A 16526-nucleotide genomic window follows, 5' to 3' on the forward strand; every position below is an offset into this window, starting at 1 on the left:
CATGAGGTTTTCCTCCTCTTCCGATGTGCTTCAAAGTCTATTCAGCGCGTTCGACAATCCCAATAATCTTCCTTATTAAAAACGGGCTAAAAAACAGTGAGCCCTCATCCATAAACACATCTTGTACAAAGGCAGCGAAACTAGAATTAATTTCCATCTGGCGATCAATAAATAGACAGCCAGACTCCAAATTGATTTATATCAATTTTGCCCGCACCTTCTGGGCTACCATGCGCGCCCGCAGGCAACCCGCCAGCGCAATGAAAATGACAATAGCTGTGGAGAGGGGCGGCGATGGGCAATGCCGACAGCGATATCGTGTTCCAGAGTTATGGCCGCTGCTGTAACAATGAACACTTTTTCATCGATTTTTACGATCGCTTTATGAGTAGTTCTGCGGAAATCCGCGAACTCTTTATAGATACCGACATGCCCGCGCAACGTCACCTGCTGCGCAATGGCATCATGCAATTGGTATTGCATTCCCGCGGACTGCCAGACACCAAACTGAAAGCCCTGGGCAACAGCCATTCCCGCACAGGCTATAACATTCGCCCCGAATGGTACGGTCTCTGGCTGGACGCACTACTGGATACTCTGCGCAAGCACGATACACACTTTGACGAGTCCATCGCCCAGGCATGGCGCCGCGCTATCGAGCCGGGGATCCAGCTTATTCGCGGAGCTTACTGATATCGCGTCGGGAACAAGGGGAGAAAGCCAAAAAAACCGGCGACATAAATCAGCGTTAAACTCAGCGTTCAACATTGACGGATGTCACCGGTAAAAAGTCCGCGAGGAGGGCTCACAACCTCGCGGAGTGGCGCTGGGAACCGGTTAATTCCAATCCGCTTGCAGGGCTACACCACTGTATGCACTGTAGCCTTTCAGGCTCAGGTACCAGGTGCCAGCCTGAGGACTGGATACACTGCAACTTTCCTCATTGCCGTTTTTATACGGACGGCAGTCGTACGAGGTGTTGGTAGGTTGGGAAGCAGCACGCACATAGAGATCCGCATCGCCGCTGCCGCCACTGATGGCAACGTTCAGGCTGCCAGTGCCGGCCGGCACCTCGATGGAAAAGTGCTGCCATGCTCCCTGACTGCCACTGAGATTCGACTCGCTGAAACTGCCGGGTTCTGAACCAGAGCCGCCATCTTCGCTATAACTGCCGGTAAGGGTTACTCCCGAAAAACTTGAATAGCCACGCAAGGTTACGAAGTAACTGGCAGCCTGCGGACTCGTATAACTGCAGGTTTCCTCGTTGCCGCTTTTATAGGGACGGCAGTCATAGTCGCTGGTGGTTGGCTGTGCGCCAGGTTTTACATACAGGTCAGCATCACCGCTGCCACCGGTAATCGTAAAACTGAGGTTCGAGGCCCCGGCTGGCACATTGAGCTGATACATGAGTTCTTCACCCTGCCCCGCGGCCAGTCCACTCGCCGGCACGCCATTAGCCAATGCGATGGCTTCGTCCGTCGGACAATCCGTGCAGGGGCCACCACTGTCACTGCCTTCAATGATGCTGCGCCCTGCGGCACTCTGGGTCAGCGTCATCACCGCGCCCACCGTATTCGCCGACCACCAGTTGACATTGCTCGGCAGTAGCGTCGGGTTGCTGCTGCGCTGCTCACGGGTGAGCGTGCCGGCGGAGCTGTCGAACTGGGCCGTACGTACTTGTAGTGAATCCGCTGTCACAGTCAGTACTTTAAATTGCTGGATGCTGGCCAGGTCAATGGTCCAGGCTTTGGGGTCGTTGGCGGAGCGCGCCGGCGCACCCCAGCTGCCTTCACCCACAAACACTGTTCCACCATCTATCACCGCGTTATAGCCATTGGTATCCGGTTTCAGCGCTTCGGTCAGTTTGTTCATGTGTGTGTCAGACTCCACCACCAGGTTCATACCCTGCTGGTAGAACAGATCAGACCACCAGTCGAACAGGGTCCAGTTGTCCGATTTACCGCTGTAGTGCGGGAACATCGGCTTGTGGTACTGGGCCACGCGCCATACTGCCTGCTGGCCGGCGCCGGCGAGATCAGAACTCAGCCAGCTGTTCATACGGCTCGCGTAAGAAGACCAGCCGCTGTTCTGAAACTGGCTGTTGAGCGTATAAGCGCGGAACAGTGGTGACACACGGACAGCACCATAAGTGTCGTCAGGAGAACAACTGCCGTCATTGTTCGGATCAATACCGAACACTTTACAGACCGTCGAATAATCCCCGTCTTCGTGATTGCCGTGAGTCGGCAACAGCGGGTAAATCCGCTTGTAGGCCACACCATCAATCGTGTCACTGGAATACGTCAGCTCCCAATCACTCAACCAGGAGCGTACTTCAGATGCGGTATTCGCATTGGTGAAGTCACCCCCATGCATGATGAACAGCGGACGCAGCTTGGCGACCAGACGGTTGCCCTGCTGGCGATTGGTCCAACCGGTGCGCGTATCGCCGCCCGCAACAGCAACAAACGGCGAGTTGTCGGTCGGAGCGGTGCGGAACCAGAAGCGATCGCCGCAACCATCCTGGTCGCAGACCCGATAATAAATGGGCGAGTTAGCCGGCAGATTGGCAAGCCGCACAAAGGAGCTTTGCAGGCTCGAATCAAACGTGCGACTTGTGGATACAGACACCGTCGACCAGCTGGCTTCGTTGGTGCTCGTACCGTACTTCACCGTGGGGCTGGTGCTAGTACCACTCGGCGAAAAACCGATTACGGCAGTGCTGCTGGGGTCGGCATCCCAGCTCAACCTGTGGTACTGGGTGCTGGCCTGCGCTGTAAGGCTGGCCAGCCCCATCATCGCCGCCGCTCCCGCAGCAATCCTCAAAGAGGAAGTTTTCATTTTTATTCTCCATCATTTAAAGGTAATGAAGCCGTACTACGCGATTCCTCGACTTCGGTTACTAATCGCAAAAATGCGGCATTGCGAAAAGGCAGTGTTTTCTGTCGACCATCGCCAAAATTGACCGCAGCCGCGCCCTCTTTCAGGTGCTCAAATACGCCCGCCAATGGCAGTCCGTTTGCGCTGCTCCAGTAGTCCCCGGAGCGGGTGTGGGGGAAAAAGTTTTTATCGATCTGCGTGTAGCCAGGCGGCACCCGACTATCCACTAGCGTCATCAGTTCGTTGGGCGTGGGCAATCGCCAGTCGTTGCGGCCGCATAAACCGGCTTCGTTAACACGCCGGATCAAATCCTGGGTATCGCACCGTTGCGGTTCGAAAAAGCAATCACCGGCATTTTCAACGCCGTGCTGGCCGTCAAACCAGGAGTAGGTCCAATCGCCATCGTGCAGAAACTCTGCGTCTGTTTTTACTTCCCACAGCAGGCCGTGGCGACGATCGAGCACGCACGACCAGGGACCGGACCAGATCGGTATCGGCACACCATCCGCGGCGATTTTTTGCAGCTGGAAATCAGTTTTCGCGTGCGGCTTAACCCGCGCTAATGTGCAGTAGCCACCAATCGCAGTGATGATCGCGACCAAAATAAGGAGTCGGTGGAGCATCAGGATTCCTCCAGCTTCAACTTGATTGGCCGGCTGTGACGGGTATGACCGACCTGCGCGTGATCAAAAGCGGCTACCCAGAGGCAAACACCATCGCGAATGGCTACATCCAGCGGCGAACCAGTATCGAGTGTGCGCGCCAATTCCAGCGACCAGTAGCCATCGCGCCAGATGCCGGCAGCGCGCACGTCGGCCCTGTCACCCTCAAAACGATTGGAACGGTAAAGTACGGAGGGAATCACGCTGCCCACCGGTAGGGTGTCGGCGGTTTCGTTGTATACCGAGAGGTCGAACCAGGTACCCAGCATCTGAGTGGAGGCAGCCGGCATGGTCTGCGGCGCCTGCTGCGGCAAGCGTTTTGGCACCACCCCGGCAGTCTTGAACCAGCGCCAGTTCATCACGTAGCTACCGGATTCCTTGCCATCCTGCATGTAGCCCGCGGTATAGCGCCGGCTACCGGGCCGCTCGGCATAGGGTGGACCTATATGGTTGTCGTCAGCGAGGCGCATTTCGTTCGTGCGCACCGCCTTCCAGTGCCACAAATCGTGAATGCTCTCATCGCTGCTGTAGTGGTAACCCTTGCCATGAAAGTTGGCCGGCTTGTCACCCAGGGGTTTGGGCCCCAGGTGCGATGTACCTGCGCCCCCTAGGCTGCAAGAATTGGAGAGCAAAAGCGCAAACTTGTCTTCGTAATACTTGGTCTCGTTAAAATTTTCGAAGCCTTCGTATACAACCTTCCAGCCCTCCGCCGTTTTTTCCAGCGGCAGGTGCAAGCGGCTTTCGGTAGGATCCTGCCAGCGGATATGCATATAAACATCGCTGCCATTCTGCAGCGCTTTTATCTGCACCTGGCTGCCGCCATCCTCAAAATTGGCGCCGAAAAATGTATCAACTGTCACGGGTATAGCGCCCTGCCACACCGCCTCATCCGCCTCACCATCTACATTGACGATGTCTTCGATGGGGATGGACTTAACGTCCAGGCGGGAACTGGTACTCCCGTAGGCCAAGACGAGCAACACCAGGCACAAGCCCACAACCGCGGCGGATTTGATTACCGGCAAACCGGAAAACTGCGCGCGCGGCAATATCCGGCGCATGGCAGCCACACCGTATTGAACCAGATAGAAAACACCGTGCAGAAAGATAAAACCCAGCCCAGCCAACGCGAGGAAAAAATGCACGCGCACCAATACTGCGGCCTCTAGGATCGCGAAAAAAAGCACCCCGCCCGTAGCCAGGGAAAGTAGCAGACCAAGGCAACCGATCCACAATACTGCGCGGTGATAGCGGGCCAAGCGCCCGCGTAGCGGCCGCTGTTTTTCGCGACAGAAAAAGTAATAGGCAAGGCTGCACACGGCAATCGCAGACAGCAGTGAGCCGCTGACAAAATGCAGTGTATGCACCTGCCCCTGGGGAAGAATGGGAGACAGGAAACCGAGGAATGGGAAGCTAAGAACAGCAATCCGCAAACCACTGAAGAGGCTAAACAGTAACAAGGTGATGGCAGCAAGGTGCAACCAGGAAAAAACACTGAGTTTCCAGCGCCCATCCACTTTTGATTCAGAATGAGACATAGTCGTAATTATTTTTTAGTTTTAAAAAAGGATGCCAGACACATCGCGAGACAGCAGCCAGATCATTGGCCAGCAGCCGACTGATAAATAAGCGAATCAAGATCTATTAATATCTACCTGTGCCGGGATTCACACGGGCACAGAAAATCGCGCGACAGGTGAATGATTTCGGCAGGACTTTTTACCCGAAGAATGTTTAATTTTTCTAACGGTACCTGATACGCCCGTACCCATAGGCAAGCTTCATTCGCAATGACTGTTTTAGCGAGCACGAGAAATGGAGTGTTTAAGAGTGGGAAAATCAGAAATGGACACCATCGCTTACCGACAGGGCAAAACCGCCTGCGCGCTGATCACCTGCGGAAAAATTTCATTTACTGTGATCTAATTACGCTTTCACTATTGAATATGGACCTTTATCGTGCAGTCAGAATTTCTCACCGCCACCCTGTTTAATCTCGGCCTTAACCTGCTCTATACCCTGCTGGCTCTACTGATTGGCCTGATCGCACTACTCGTCATCGATAAGAAACTCCTCAAACATGTAGATATTGAGCAAGAGTTGAAAAAGGGGAATATGGCTGTCGCCACATTTGCTTCCACCATCCTGATTTTTGTAGCGCTGATTATTTCGTTCGGACTGAAGGGTTGAGGAAGTTGCACCTATGCGTATGCTGCTAGCCGGTGTCATCCTCGGCATCCTTCTGACGCTGCCGGAATTGCTGCGGGAGCGAAAGCTGGAGCGGATTGAGCGGGACCTGGTAGAACAACAAAGACGTTCAGCCGCCACAGATGGCGCGGAGCTGACTACAGACAACCAGCAGGGCAATGTGCTGGTCAACGGCAGCAGCCGGCCGCTGACGGAGGGAATGATCCAGCGGTCCGTCAATCAGCAATCTACAGAGCGAAGCGGCTATATATCCATATGGAACTGGCAGGGCATAGAAACCGCGACCGCGTCTGCCCGTGGGCTCGACAAACTGCACCATTTTGCCAACAGCTACCTCGTGGGATTCCAGCCTTTTGAGACCAAGGCCCTGTGGGTCCCCCTCTACACGCTGGCCATTCGCAAGGAATATCAGTACGACCACCTGCAATACGCCGGACTTGCAGACATCTGGCAAACATCCCGCCAGGCGTATTTTCAGAAGCGCGGTGATTGCGAAGACCACGCCATTCTGCTGGCTGACTGGCTGATCAACCTGGGGGTCGATGCCCGCGTTGCCCTCGGCACACATAAAGGACAGGGTCACGCCTGGGTAGTGGCCATCGTCGACGATACAGAATACCTGCTTGAGGCCACCAGCAAGCGTCGCGAATCCAGCTGGAAAGCCATGCCGTTGGCGGCACTGGCGGAGGGCTACGAGGTGGAATTCCAGTTCAATCGCCATTACTTCTGGGCCAAGACCACTTCCGCATCCACGCGAGCCTATCGTGGCAACCACTGGATTCGTAAGTCCCAGTTTGTCCGTAGTTGATGCTCTCTCCTTCTCGCCAAATAAAAAGGCCGCCGGGTTCCCCAGGCGGCCTTTTTCCATTTTAGAGAATGCTCAATCAGATCGGCGATCCCGGCGGCATCGGCTTGAGGTCTTCTGCTTTGACCTCCAGCCTGCCCTCGCGGAATGCGGCAATGCGATTCGCCTCGTAAAAATAGTGGGCATTGTATCCCTGGGGGTCGTCACCAAAGAGTTTCATACTGCCCACCGCATGCTGGATTTTCGCCAGTTCGAAATGTGCCCGGGCACGGGCGGACTCGGCAGCAGCCTGATTGCCGGCCAGTAGCATCAGATGGTGGATATACACATGATTGACCCGTTGGTGGATGGCGGCTTTCAACCCCTGGTGCTGATCGCTCATCAGGGCCTGGTCGGTCAGGGCCGCCAGAAGGCTGCCAAATCCGGGACCGTCGCCACGGCGGGCATGCTGTTCCTGTAAACGCGCGGCCCGCTCCGGCTCCAGCAGGATCGAGTACGTATGACCCGCCGCGGCTTCCGCCATGGCGATAGCGTCAAAGGCAACACCGGTATAGGCCGGGAAGCTCTCACCGGTGCGTCCGTAGCCAAACGCCTTGGGCGGCAGGAGCTTGAGTACCCGCTCCGGCAGTGTCAGGAAATCCGGCTGCAGTGTGGCGATCAACGCGTCAATTGCCGCCTGCTGGCGCTCTGCCGGTACCATGGCATAGCTTTCCGGTGCGGCGTCGTTGTACAGGTAGTCGTAATCCAGACCGCCGATCAGCTTGCCAACCGCTTCGGCCTGGTAGCGGTGTCCGTAATACACCGGCACCAGAGTTTCATCGAGGGCCGAGCGCGGCGCGTCCGGATGGTTGGCCGCCGGGCTGAAACTGTTCAGGGCATGGTGGCGCAGCTCGCCCATACGCGCGAACTCTTCCAGTACATCGCCGCCGTTGTCCCACAGGTGAGAGCCGGCATGGGCGTTGTTGATGGTGCGGGAATCCTTGTCGGTAATAAAACGCAGTTGCTGCGTTTCGGCGTCACCGAGTACTGCGGCGAGATACGCTGGCTCGTCACTGTCCGCGATTCCGTAGCCGTATCGGACCGCCATTTTGTCCCATGCACCGATGCCGGTGGCATACGCCTGCTGTAGCTCCAGATTGCTGTCTTGCAGGCTAACCAGCGGTGCAGGGTAATCCATTACTGATGCCCGATCGCCGGTACTCGCAATAAAGTTGTGTGCCAGCCCCAGCGTGTGACCAACCTCGTGCGCAGACAGCTGGCGAATTCGCGCCAGGGCCATTGCCTTCAGATCATCGGTATTCGCGTTTTCTGCCCCGTATGGCTGCAACAGCCCCTGGGCAATCAGGTAGTCCTGACGCACGCGCAGCGAACCGAGGGTGACATTGCCTTTGAGGATTTCACCGGTGCGCGGATCAAAGATGGAGTAGCCATAGGACCAGCCTCTTGTAGACCGGTGCACCCAGTTGATCACGTTGTAGCGCACATCAAGCGGGTCGGCGTCTTCCGGCAACAGCTTTACCTGAAACGCATTTTTGAAGCCCGCGGCTTCAAACGCCTGGTCCCACCAGCTGGCCCCTTCAACCAGAGCAATGCGCACGGGCTCCGGCACACCGGGGTCCACGTAATAAATGATCGGCTCTACCGCTTCGTCACTACCCGGTTTTTTCTGCAGGCGATGGCGGAAGATCAGGCGCTGGTCCATCGGCTCGTCGATCGCCGTCGCGTAGTCGCGATAGATCAGGGGAAAGTAACCACTGTTGCTGTGGAATCTGCGCGGCTTATAGCCATCGTCGGGCAGCTCAACCAGGGAAATATGCTGACGCAGGGTCACCAGGCCCGGAGTGGGGACAACCTCCTGCATATAGTTACCGGGCTCGCTGCCGGCAAAAGTCAGTTGGGCCTCGAATTCACTGTTTTTGGGGAAACTCTTGGTGCGCGGCAGATAAATCGCAGACTTGCTTTCATCCAGCTTGTAAGCGCCCTGCTTGGTATCTTTCAATCGCTGGGCAATGCCGTGCTGGTCACTCAGCAGGAATGGGGTGAAGTCCACCAATACGTGGCCATCCTGTTCTGCAACGGCTTCAAAGCCCCACAGGACTGATGACGCGAACGCTTCCGCTACAGCCCTGCGCTCTGCGGCATTTTCAGAGTTAGCGCGGTATTTCAGGTTCGCCTGATGCAGCAGGACCTTGTTGCCGATTCGTTCAAACCGGACCACCCGGCTGTCGCCCGCCTGGTTCCGATCGAGCCCCACCGGGTTCGACCCCAACCCCTGGGCCAGTCCCGTGAGCAGCAGGAGCTCGCGGTCAAACACGTCGACTTCCAATAGCACCCGGCCCTTGGCCTCGTCCCAGTAGAAGTCGAAATACCCCTCATGGCGATCCATTCCTGCGGTCGCGCCGCTGATGGTTTCCGCCTGTGCCGACACGCCTATGATGAGCAGTGCGACGAGAACAAGCCGTCTTAACATGGTTTCCTCGAATCTATTTTTATAGTCGTGATTAAATTTACGTCATTGCGTACAAAATAGTAACACCTGACAGGAAGGAGTAAACCTATACAAGTGTTCCTGCCCCATGCACTGTATTTGCCCAGAGACACTTAATTGTTCAGTTCAGCAGTGCCATTGTGTGAATCTATGAGCGCATATCTTGCCCGTTCAGCTCAACGCTCATATTTCTCCTTCCACCGCTAACCCTGTCGTGCACCATCCTTTGGCACACTTAATGCTTTTCCCTAGTTGTTCGGGATCGTGTTTTACAAAAAAGTGTGTTGAGGGGGAAAAATGAGTCTCGAGGAAATTTCGCTGTTTATCCTGCTGCTGTGTGCCGCCGGTCTTATTGCCGGTATCACCGCGGGATTGTTTGGTAACGGTGGTGGTTTTGTTGTTGTGCCGGCACTGTTGGCAGTATTTCCATTTTTGCATAGCGCATCGGACGAGATGATGCGCGTCGCTGTAGGGACTTCACTTGCATCGATTGTTATATCTTCCGCACGCGCCGTGCAGGCGCACAATCGAAGGGGCGCTGTGGACTTTACGGTGCTCAGGGACTGGTCAATCTGGATTGTACTCGGCGTGGTAGGCGGACTTATTGTCGCCTCGTACACCGACAGTAAAAGCCTGATTCATGTCTTTGCCGGCGGCGTTCTTCTGTATTCAATTTACTTCCTGTTCCCTCATCTTTTCGACGGTCTCAAGGGCAAACTGCAGATGCCAACCGGGATTGCGAGAGCCGGCCTTGCCAGCTTCCTCGGTGGTTTCTCCTCACTGCTGGGCATTGGCGGCGGCACCATAACAGTGATGACCATGGTGCTGTGCAACCGTCCTGCGCACCAGGCTGTGGCAACCGCCTCGGGCATTGGTTTTCTGATCGGTCTTCCGGGTGCAATCGGATTTCTGGTCATGGGATTGAATGCACCAGACCTGCCCATGGGATCCATCGGCTACATCAATATTCCCGCACTGATTGCCATTTCAGTGTTTTCAATTATTTCGGCCCCAATTGGTGCACGCTGGGCACACAGCCTGAATGAAATGCACCTCAAACGCCTTTTCGGCGTTTACCTGATCGCCGTATCCATCACCATGTTCGCTAAAGCATAAGTGGAGTTCCATCTCCCAAAACATTAAGTACTGACACAACCAGGAGAGCACAATAATGCATAAATCACTGAGTAGAAGGTTGTTCTTGCAGGGCACCACTGCCGCATTGTCTACCGCAGCTATAGGCGGAATGACCACAGCATCCGCTAAAGAAATTGCACGCCCGACTCCGCTTTACGGACCGCCCCCCGGTGTAGCCAAACTGAATGCGAATGAGAACCCCTATGGCCCCAGCCCCAAAGCGCTAAAAGCGATGATGGAGGCCAGCCAGAAAGGTGCGTACTACGTATATGACAGCGTCGCCCGTCTGAAGGCAATGATTGCCGAGCGCCACGGTCTCACTCCCGATCACATCGCCCTCGGTTCCGGGTCCAGTGCCGGCCTGGTCGCCGCCGCGATCGTTGCCGGACACACCGGCAACATCCTGGGCCCGGACCTGTTCTGGGATACCACGTCGCGCGCAGTGGAAATTCAGGAACTGGGTGAAATCAAACGTCTGCCGAAACTGGAATCCTTGGAAATCGATCTCGACGCCATGTACAGCGCGATCGACGATTCGATTTCCATGGTGCAGGTCACCAACCCCAACAACCCCACTGGGATGCTGATCGATCCAGTCAAGATGCGTGAATTCTGTATCAAGGCATCGAAGAAATGCACCGTACTGGCGGATGAGGCCTACAACGAGCTCACCGACAATAGCGACGCCAACACCGTAATCCCCCTGATCAAGGACGGACACAACATTATCGTTGCGCGCACCTTCTCCAAAATTTACGGCCTTGCCGGCATGCGCGTTGGCTACCTCATCGCACAACCGGAAAAAATCAAGGAAATGGAACGCTTCGGTATCGGTTGGTACGGTCTCAACCAGGCAGGTCTTGCTGCGGCAATCGCCAGCTACGAAGACCACCAGTTTATGGACTACTGCCGCAGCAAGGTAAAAGAAGCGCGCGAGATGGTGTATGCCGCGGTGAAGGAAAATGGACTGAGTGCCCTGCCCTCAGTTACCAACTTTCTATTCGTGAACCTGGGTGAACTCAACGCCGAAACTTTCCGTGCCGAAATGGAAAAGGAAGGCGTTCTTATTCGCGGCATTTACCGCGATTACACCAACTGGTCACGGGTGAGCATGGGCTACCTGGAGGACGTACAGAAATACACTTCCGCCATGCCCAAGGTCCTGATGCGCATGTCCTGATTTCTCTTACTGCAATTTTTGCAGTCGCTCTACTTCTGGCCAGCTTTGCTGGCCATTTTTTTACGCTGGATAAAGGCCATAATTTTCAGATAAAAAAATCCCCGCAGAGCGGGGATCAAGTTTTATAGAAGACGATATCGTCTTTTAGAAATTGTGATTCAGGCCCATATAGTAATAAGCGCCCTGCCAATCCACGATACTGCCTGAAGGATAAATGGCCCCACAGCAATAATCGCCGAGCTTGTCCTCATCCGGGTATTCGTCGAAGATATTGCGGCCACCCACACTGACATTGGTAGAGTCACTCAGGTGATACTTGCCTTCCAGGTCGACCTGCACCACAGAACTGTAGTCCTGAATTTCGCCACCCTGATAGTTTTCGGAGCTGCCATACCAGTTGGCGCGAGCCATCAGAGCAACCGGTCCAAACTCGTGCGTAGCAGTTACCGCGCCACGCAGTTTCGGGTCAAAGTTCTCGAAGTCGTGCTGGTCTTCCTCGTTCAGGTAGTCACTGGGATCCGAAGCAAACTCGTGTTTGTTGTAGTTCAGAGAAGCTGTCAGGTTGGTCACGCTGTCCGTCGACCATTCCAGCGGATAGGTCGCAACTACGTCCACACCCTCGGTGCGGGTATCAAAAGCATTGGTGAAGTAGAAGACACCACCGATGGATTCGGCGCCCACAACGCCCGCATCAACCAACGCCAGATAGTTGGCGTAGGCTGCCGGATCAGAATCATCGGCCGAGACATCCAGTGTGGAAATCGCATAAGTGCGGTCATCCACATCGATACGGTAGAAATCTACGGTCAGGTTGAGCTTGTCGAAGTCGGCGGTAAAGCCGAAGGTAAAGTTAGTGGAGGTTTCCGGCTTCAGTGCCTCAGCACCAAGTGCCTGTGCAACGCTGCTGCTCGCCGGGAACAGGCCAGTGGCGACCGGGAAGCCATTGGGCAGTCGGGTAGACACGTTGGTGGTCCCCTGCTGACCCGGAGTCGGTGCACGGAAGCCGGTACCGATGGACGAGCGCAGGCCGATGTTTTCCGTGAGGTCATATTGCATCGCAAACTTGCCCACCAGCTCGGAATCGAAGTCGGAGTAGTCCTCGAAACGGGCAGCCGCCTGCACAAACAACCTGTCGGAAAGATCCGTGCTCAGGTCGCCGTAGATGGCATAGGAGTCACGGGAATAACTGCCGCTGTATTCCGGTGAATAGCCAGGAAAGCCATTGGATCCGACGCCGACGGCGGTATAAACAGGGTCATTTGGATCAGCACAGTTCAAGTCGTAGCCCGCATCGATAACGGCCTGACCAGCAGCGGTTTCCGTCGCCGTCGCGACATCAGGATCGGGGTCTCCCTCACAGAACCCCCAGGGGTCCTGGGTGGCGTAAGGACCCGCGGCATACGAATCCGGATCACCACCGCTCAGCTCGTAAGACTCATCCATATAGCTGAGACCGAAGGCGGCAACCACCGGGCTGTTCAGGCCCAGCTCCAACTCTTTGGAGAAGTCTGCCTGCAACTGCATTTCTTCGTTGGCGAGGGTACCCGGCTTGAACGAGGTAGGGCTGTCCGGTCCCATCGACGGGTTGATGGTGTTTTTCAGCGTATAGGCAACTTCCGAGAAACCGTAGCGGGCACTGATGTCATAGGTCACACCGGAGGACATTTCGCCCTTCAGCCCCGATACCAGCGAATAGTCGGTCACTTCACCAAAGAAGCGTGGGGTGAAGCCACCCGGGAATTTTTCCAGCGGGTTATAAATGGAGCCGTCTTCCTCGCGCAGATCCATAATGGTGCCATTGTTCGGATAGCGGTAATAGAAACTGCCGTCCGCTTCACTTTCCGAATAGTTACCGAAAGCATAAAGCTCCTTGCCACCACCCAGGTCATAACCCGCATTAAAGAACAGGCGCGCTGCCTCGGCATTTGGCTGCCCCCAGGGTTGCACCACGTCCCCCTCCAGCGAGGCATTTTTTGCGGCCTCGATAAAGTCGGCATCTTGGTTATCGAGACAGAACCAGGATTCACAGTACTGCTCGGAGCGACTGGTAAAATCCTGCTGAGAGACTTCACCGGAAATACTCAGAAAACCGTCGCTCCCCAGCGCCAGGCCGACGTTGCCCGCTGCAGTGGTCTGAAAACCGTCGCCTTCACTATACTCACCCGCGTTAACAGCAAAAGATCCACCTTCGGCATTGTCTTTCAGGATAAAGTTGATTACACCGGCGATCGCATCGGAGCCGTACTGAGCGGCCGCACCATCCCGCAAGACCTCCACGGATTTCAGCGCGGTGCTGGGAATCGTGGCAATATCCGGGCCCTGAGTGCCCGAACCGCCGATTTCGACCAGTGACGCGCGGTGACGCCGTTTGGAATTGACCAGTACCAGTGTCTTATCTGTTGGCATACCGCGAAGCTGTGCCGGACGAATGAAAGTACCACCGTCACTGATTGGCTGGCGGGAGACGTTATAGGAAGGCACCAGTGTCTTTAACACGTCATTGGTGTCGGTGTGGGATACGGATTCCAATGCCTCGCTGCCAAACACGTCTACCGGGACCGGAGAATCAGATACTGACCGCGGTTTACCCCGCACCCCCGTAACCGCGACCTCCTCGATCTCGTCGGCCATAACCGGTGCAACAGGTGCCAGTGCCGCTCCCGCGACTACTGCCATAACAGCACAACTCAGAGACTTCCGCTTCATAGGTTACCCTCTCTTTGGACAATTGCTTTATGAGTTATTTTTTTCAGGCAAAAGGATCCCGCACGGCGCACCAGAATGGGTTGCCACAGATAATTGAATAGTGCGGTTACGATTGCTTTTGGTGCAGAGAAACTGCGACTGCCGTTACCTGAAGTTGAGCAATAAGCGTGCCAGTCGTAAAAACCCGTCGACGTAAAAACTTTTTAAACTAGTGCATCTGAAGGCAGTTTCAGCGCGTCTTAAGCACAACTAAACCAATAAAGCGTTTTAAATCCCATGCAATATCGAAAGCTCATCGCCACGACCCTGCTCGCCTGCGCCCCCGCTCTGGCATCCGCAGACCAGGTTAGCCTGCACAGCAGCAGCGACCTGCAATGTTCGGTAAACCTGAATCATCAGGCCCGCATCGGTCCAACCAAGCTCGAGCTCATGAGCGAGAACAACAAAGAAACCCTACTCTACAGCCTGGAGAACCCAGCGGAGCTGTCGCTCAATGGCTCGACGCTTCCGCTGAACAGCAGTCAACAGGCTTTGCTGATGCGTTATCAGAGTGGCTTACATCAGTCCGCAAGAGATATTCACGCGATTACAATTGACGCCATTGATATAGCTATTGAAGGATTAGGCATCGCGCTGAGTACCCTGGCTGGAGAAGACCACCCTGATACTCTGGAGTTTTGGGAGGCAGCAAGCGAGCTTCGGCTACAAACCGAAAAGCGTCTGCTTAGCGCCGAAGACACCTATGTGATTGGCAACGACTGGGAGGGACATACCGGTCTGGAAATAGAGAAGGCCGTCAACGAACTGGTAGAAAATGAACTCGGGCCAAGAATTGAAAAGCTCGCCACCGCATCGGCAGGGACAATCGCCTGGCATGCACTCAAAGCTGTATTTACCGGTGGGCGCAGTATAGAACGGGATGCCGAAGCGGCAGCGGAGAAAGCCGAAGAACGCGTAGAGAAGCGCGCTGAAAAACTGGAATCCTATGCGGACGCGCTTTGTCAGAACCTGATTGCGCTGGATAGCACAGAGACTGAGCTGCAAGAGCAGATTCCGCAGTTCAAAAAACTGGACTTCATCGAAATCACTCAAGAGTCAGATGAGTGAAACTATAAACACCCCCCAAAGTGTTCGGCCGCGATTGCGGCCTTTTTTATCCCTCCCCTTCCATAATCGATTCGGCAAGCACCTAATAAGCACGCACGTACACAAAAAATTTTCTAATTACAAGAAATTACACCCATTTCACCATTCATCCACTGAATCGATAGAGATAAAATTACGCCTTTCGGATCAAACAACCATCAAGGAAAGATGATGCAGAAAGAAGTATCCCGGCGTTTCGACGAATACCTTTTCCTGAGCGATAAAACCGTCGGCAACGACGGTCGCAGGGTATTTATTAACCCGGATTTATTGGCCCCATTTTTGGAATTTGTACGGGAAGATTCTCTTCGTGGCCAGAAAAGTCTGAGCAATATGATTGGTCTGAAGAATTCAGCGGCCGGCCTTACCAGCCAATCCAACCAGAACAGTGCAAGCCAACACCGCTTAGATTGCGGTGGGGTGATAGTTACCTATTCAGTGCTTCAAGCAGGATCCCCCAACAGTTATGGTGAAGGGGTATATATCAGCCAAATACAGCAGGCGCTAAATGCTGGTGAAAAGCATGCACCCGGCCTTCACAAAGTACAGTACAGATCCGGAACTTGGATGCCATTTAAATCTCCGGACAATACAATCCAAGATACCGTGGCCACAGTAGGCGCCGAATATGAGGCAGAATCCCAAACTTACGACCTTAGGAATACCGCTGAAACCATTGGGGAATTTCTAGCAAAGAATATAAAAGGGAGTGATCTAGGAACAGAGTTTTCTCTTTACTTCAGCCCGACTTATATTATCGATGATATGGGAACTTGGAAAACACCCGAACAAAAAATAGAGTTCAAGAACTCAGGCTCCAGCGATCTAGCTGACGTGTTGATTGACACTCAAAAACAATACTGGGCTGACAGCGATAAAAAACATCTATGGTATGTTTTTGATCACGGAGCAAAACTCCTAGACGGAGCCTTAATGAAAGTAAAGGAAAAAGGAATAACCTCCCTGTCACAACATGAATTCAACTTCGTCAACCCCAGGGCAAATGTCGGCACAATACTTTCAAATATCGAAAAACTACAATCAACCTTCAAAAAAACTTTCAGCTTAGATGGATTTGGCTCCAGATATCATCAAGCAGCCAATATCAACGATACCATTTCTGGCCTACAAGCTCATGACAAGAGCTGGACAAAATTGGAAAGTCATCTTCGACCATGTTCTGAACTATTGTCTCGAGCAGAAAAACTCCAGGCGGAAATTGCCAGCAATCCACAAAATATCATGAATTATAAAAATCTAACTTTTACAAACCTCATCTATAAAGTTACATCCCAATTAAACTGGCAATAATCC

12 protein-coding genes are annotated in these 16526 nt (G+C 54.1%); 7 read left to right on the forward strand and 5 right to left on the reverse strand.

The features are described from left to right. Positions 1-294: 294 nt before the first annotated feature. On the forward strand, positions 295-693 hold the full coding sequence (locus tag LC093_RS12450) for a globin (RefSeq protein WP_226665121.1): 399 nt from the start codon (positions 295-297) through the stop codon (positions 691-693). Between the two features lie 144 nt (positions 694-837). On the opposite strand, the gene LC093_RS20470 is transcribed toward LC093_RS12450, so the two are convergent. The 3 genes from LC093_RS20470 to LC093_RS12470 are packed head-to-tail and all read right to left on the reverse strand — an operon-like array spanning position 838 to position 5080. Next, positions 838-2841 carry a pre-peptidase C-terminal domain-containing protein gene (locus LC093_RS20470; protein WP_319004926.1) on the reverse strand — a complete coding sequence of 668 codons (2004 nt, stop codon included), beginning with the start codon at positions 2839-2841 and terminating at the stop codon, positions 838-840. Between the two features lie 2 nt (positions 2842-2843). Beyond that, positions 2844-3503, reverse strand: a complete 660-nt coding sequence (locus LC093_RS12465) for a DUF1566 domain-containing protein (RefSeq protein ID WP_226665122.1) — start codon at positions 3501-3503, stop codon at positions 2844-2846. Next, entirely contained in the window at positions 3503-5080 is a 1578-nt protein-coding gene (locus LC093_RS12470; RefSeq protein WP_226665123.1) for an ethylbenzene dehydrogenase-related protein, read from the reverse strand. The genes LC093_RS12465 and LC093_RS12470 overlap by 1 nt, the downstream gene beginning before the upstream one ends. 421 nt (positions 5081-5501) lie before the next feature. Here LC093_RS12470 and LC093_RS12475 point away from each other — a divergent pair, with 421 nt between their 5' ends. Both LC093_RS12475 and LC093_RS12480 read left to right on the forward strand, forming a co-directional pair. After that, positions 5502-5732 carry a DUF350 domain-containing protein gene (locus tag LC093_RS12475; RefSeq protein ID WP_226665124.1) on the forward strand — a complete coding sequence of 77 codons (231 nt, stop codon included), beginning with the start codon at positions 5502-5504 and terminating at the stop codon, positions 5730-5732. A 13-nt stretch (positions 5733-5745) separates the two neighbouring features. Beyond that, the gene (locus LC093_RS12480) at positions 5746-6558 is read left to right on the forward strand and encodes a transglutaminase-like domain-containing protein (RefSeq protein WP_226665125.1); all 813 of its coding nucleotides are present in this window, start codon (positions 5746-5748) and stop codon (positions 6556-6558) included. A 76-nt stretch (positions 6559-6634) separates the two neighbouring features. On the opposite strand, the gene LC093_RS12485 is transcribed toward LC093_RS12480, so the two are convergent. After that, positions 6635-9025 carry a zinc-dependent metalloprotease gene (locus tag LC093_RS12485; RefSeq protein WP_226665126.1) on the reverse strand — a complete coding sequence of 797 codons (2391 nt, stop codon included), beginning with the start codon at positions 9023-9025 and terminating at the stop codon, positions 6635-6637. Between the two features lie 315 nt (positions 9026-9340). Between LC093_RS12485 and LC093_RS12490 the strand changes: the two genes are divergently transcribed. Then, complete coding sequence (locus LC093_RS12490; protein ID WP_226665127.1) at positions 9341-10159, forward strand: sulfite exporter TauE/SafE family protein; 819 nt, start codon at positions 9341-9343, stop codon at positions 10157-10159. Positions 10160-10214: 55 nt separating this feature from the next. Then, positions 10215-11360 carry a pyridoxal phosphate-dependent aminotransferase gene (locus tag LC093_RS12495; protein ID WP_226665128.1) on the forward strand — a complete coding sequence of 382 codons (1146 nt, stop codon included), beginning with the start codon at positions 10215-10217 and terminating at the stop codon, positions 11358-11360. A 144-nt stretch (positions 11361-11504) separates the two neighbouring features. Here the strand turns inward: LC093_RS12495 and LC093_RS12500 are convergent, their stop codons facing one another. Next, entirely contained in the window at positions 11505-14066 is a 2562-nt protein-coding gene (locus tag LC093_RS12500) for a TonB-dependent receptor plug domain-containing protein (RefSeq protein WP_226665129.1), read from the reverse strand. Positions 14067-14342: 276 nt separating this feature from the next. Between LC093_RS12500 and LC093_RS12505 the strand changes: the two genes are divergently transcribed. Further along, positions 14343-15173 (forward strand): DUF2884 family protein, encoded by an 831-nt coding sequence (locus LC093_RS12505; protein ID WP_226665130.1) that lies wholly within the window; start codon positions 14343-14345, stop codon positions 15171-15173. 210 nt (positions 15174-15383) lie between these two features. Continuing rightward, the gene (locus LC093_RS12510) at positions 15384-16523 is read left to right on the forward strand and encodes a hypothetical protein (RefSeq protein ID WP_226665131.1); all 1140 of its coding nucleotides are present in this window, start codon (positions 15384-15386) and stop codon (positions 16521-16523) included. The last annotated feature ends 3 nt before the right edge of the window (positions 16524-16526 follow it).

It is taken from the genome of Microbulbifer aggregans (genome assembly GCF_020524005.1).
Taxonomy (GTDB): Bacteria; Pseudomonadota; Gammaproteobacteria; order Pseudomonadales; family Cellvibrionaceae; genus Microbulbifer; species Microbulbifer aggregans_A.

Bases quoted from the DNA above. Each gene is read 5' to 3' on its own strand.
- LC093_RS12465 (WP_226665122.1), bottom strand. From the start codon at position 3,503: ATGCTCCACCGACTCCTTATTTTGGTCGCGATCATCACTGCGATTGGT.
- LC093_RS12505 (WP_226665130.1), top strand. From the start codon at position 14,343: ATGCAATATCGAAAGCTCATCGCCACGACCCTGCTCGCCTGCGCCCCC.
- LC093_RS12495 (WP_226665128.1), top strand. From the start codon at position 10,215: ATGCATAAATCACTGAGTAGAAGGTTGTTCTTGCAGGGCACCACTGCC.
- LC093_RS12450 (WP_226665121.1), top strand. From the start codon at position 295: ATGGGCAATGCCGACAGCGATATCGTGTTCCAGAGTTATGGCCGCTGC.
- LC093_RS12500 (WP_226665129.1), bottom strand. From the start codon at position 14,066: ATGAAGCGGAAGTCTCTGAGTTGTGCTGTTATGGCAGTAGTCGCGGGA.
- LC093_RS12480 (WP_226665125.1), top strand. From the start codon at position 5,746: ATGCGTATGCTGCTAGCCGGTGTCATCCTCGGCATCCTTCTGACGCTG.
- LC093_RS12485 (WP_226665126.1), bottom strand. From the start codon at position 9,025: ATGTTAAGACGGCTTGTTCTCGTCGCACTGCTCATCATAGGCGTGTCG.
- LC093_RS12470 (WP_226665123.1), bottom strand. From the start codon at position 5,080: ATGTCTCATTCTGAATCAAAAGTGGATGGGCGCTGGAAACTCAGTGTT.
- LC093_RS12490 (WP_226665127.1), top strand. From the start codon at position 9,341: ATGAGTCTCGAGGAAATTTCGCTGTTTATCCTGCTGCTGTGTGCCGCC.
- LC093_RS12510 (WP_226665131.1), top strand. From the start codon at position 15,384: ATGCAGAAAGAAGTATCCCGGCGTTTCGACGAATACCTTTTCCTGAGC.
- LC093_RS20470 (WP_319004926.1), bottom strand. From the start codon at position 2,841: ATGAAAACTTCCTCTTTGAGGATTGCTGCGGGAGCGGCGGCGATGATG.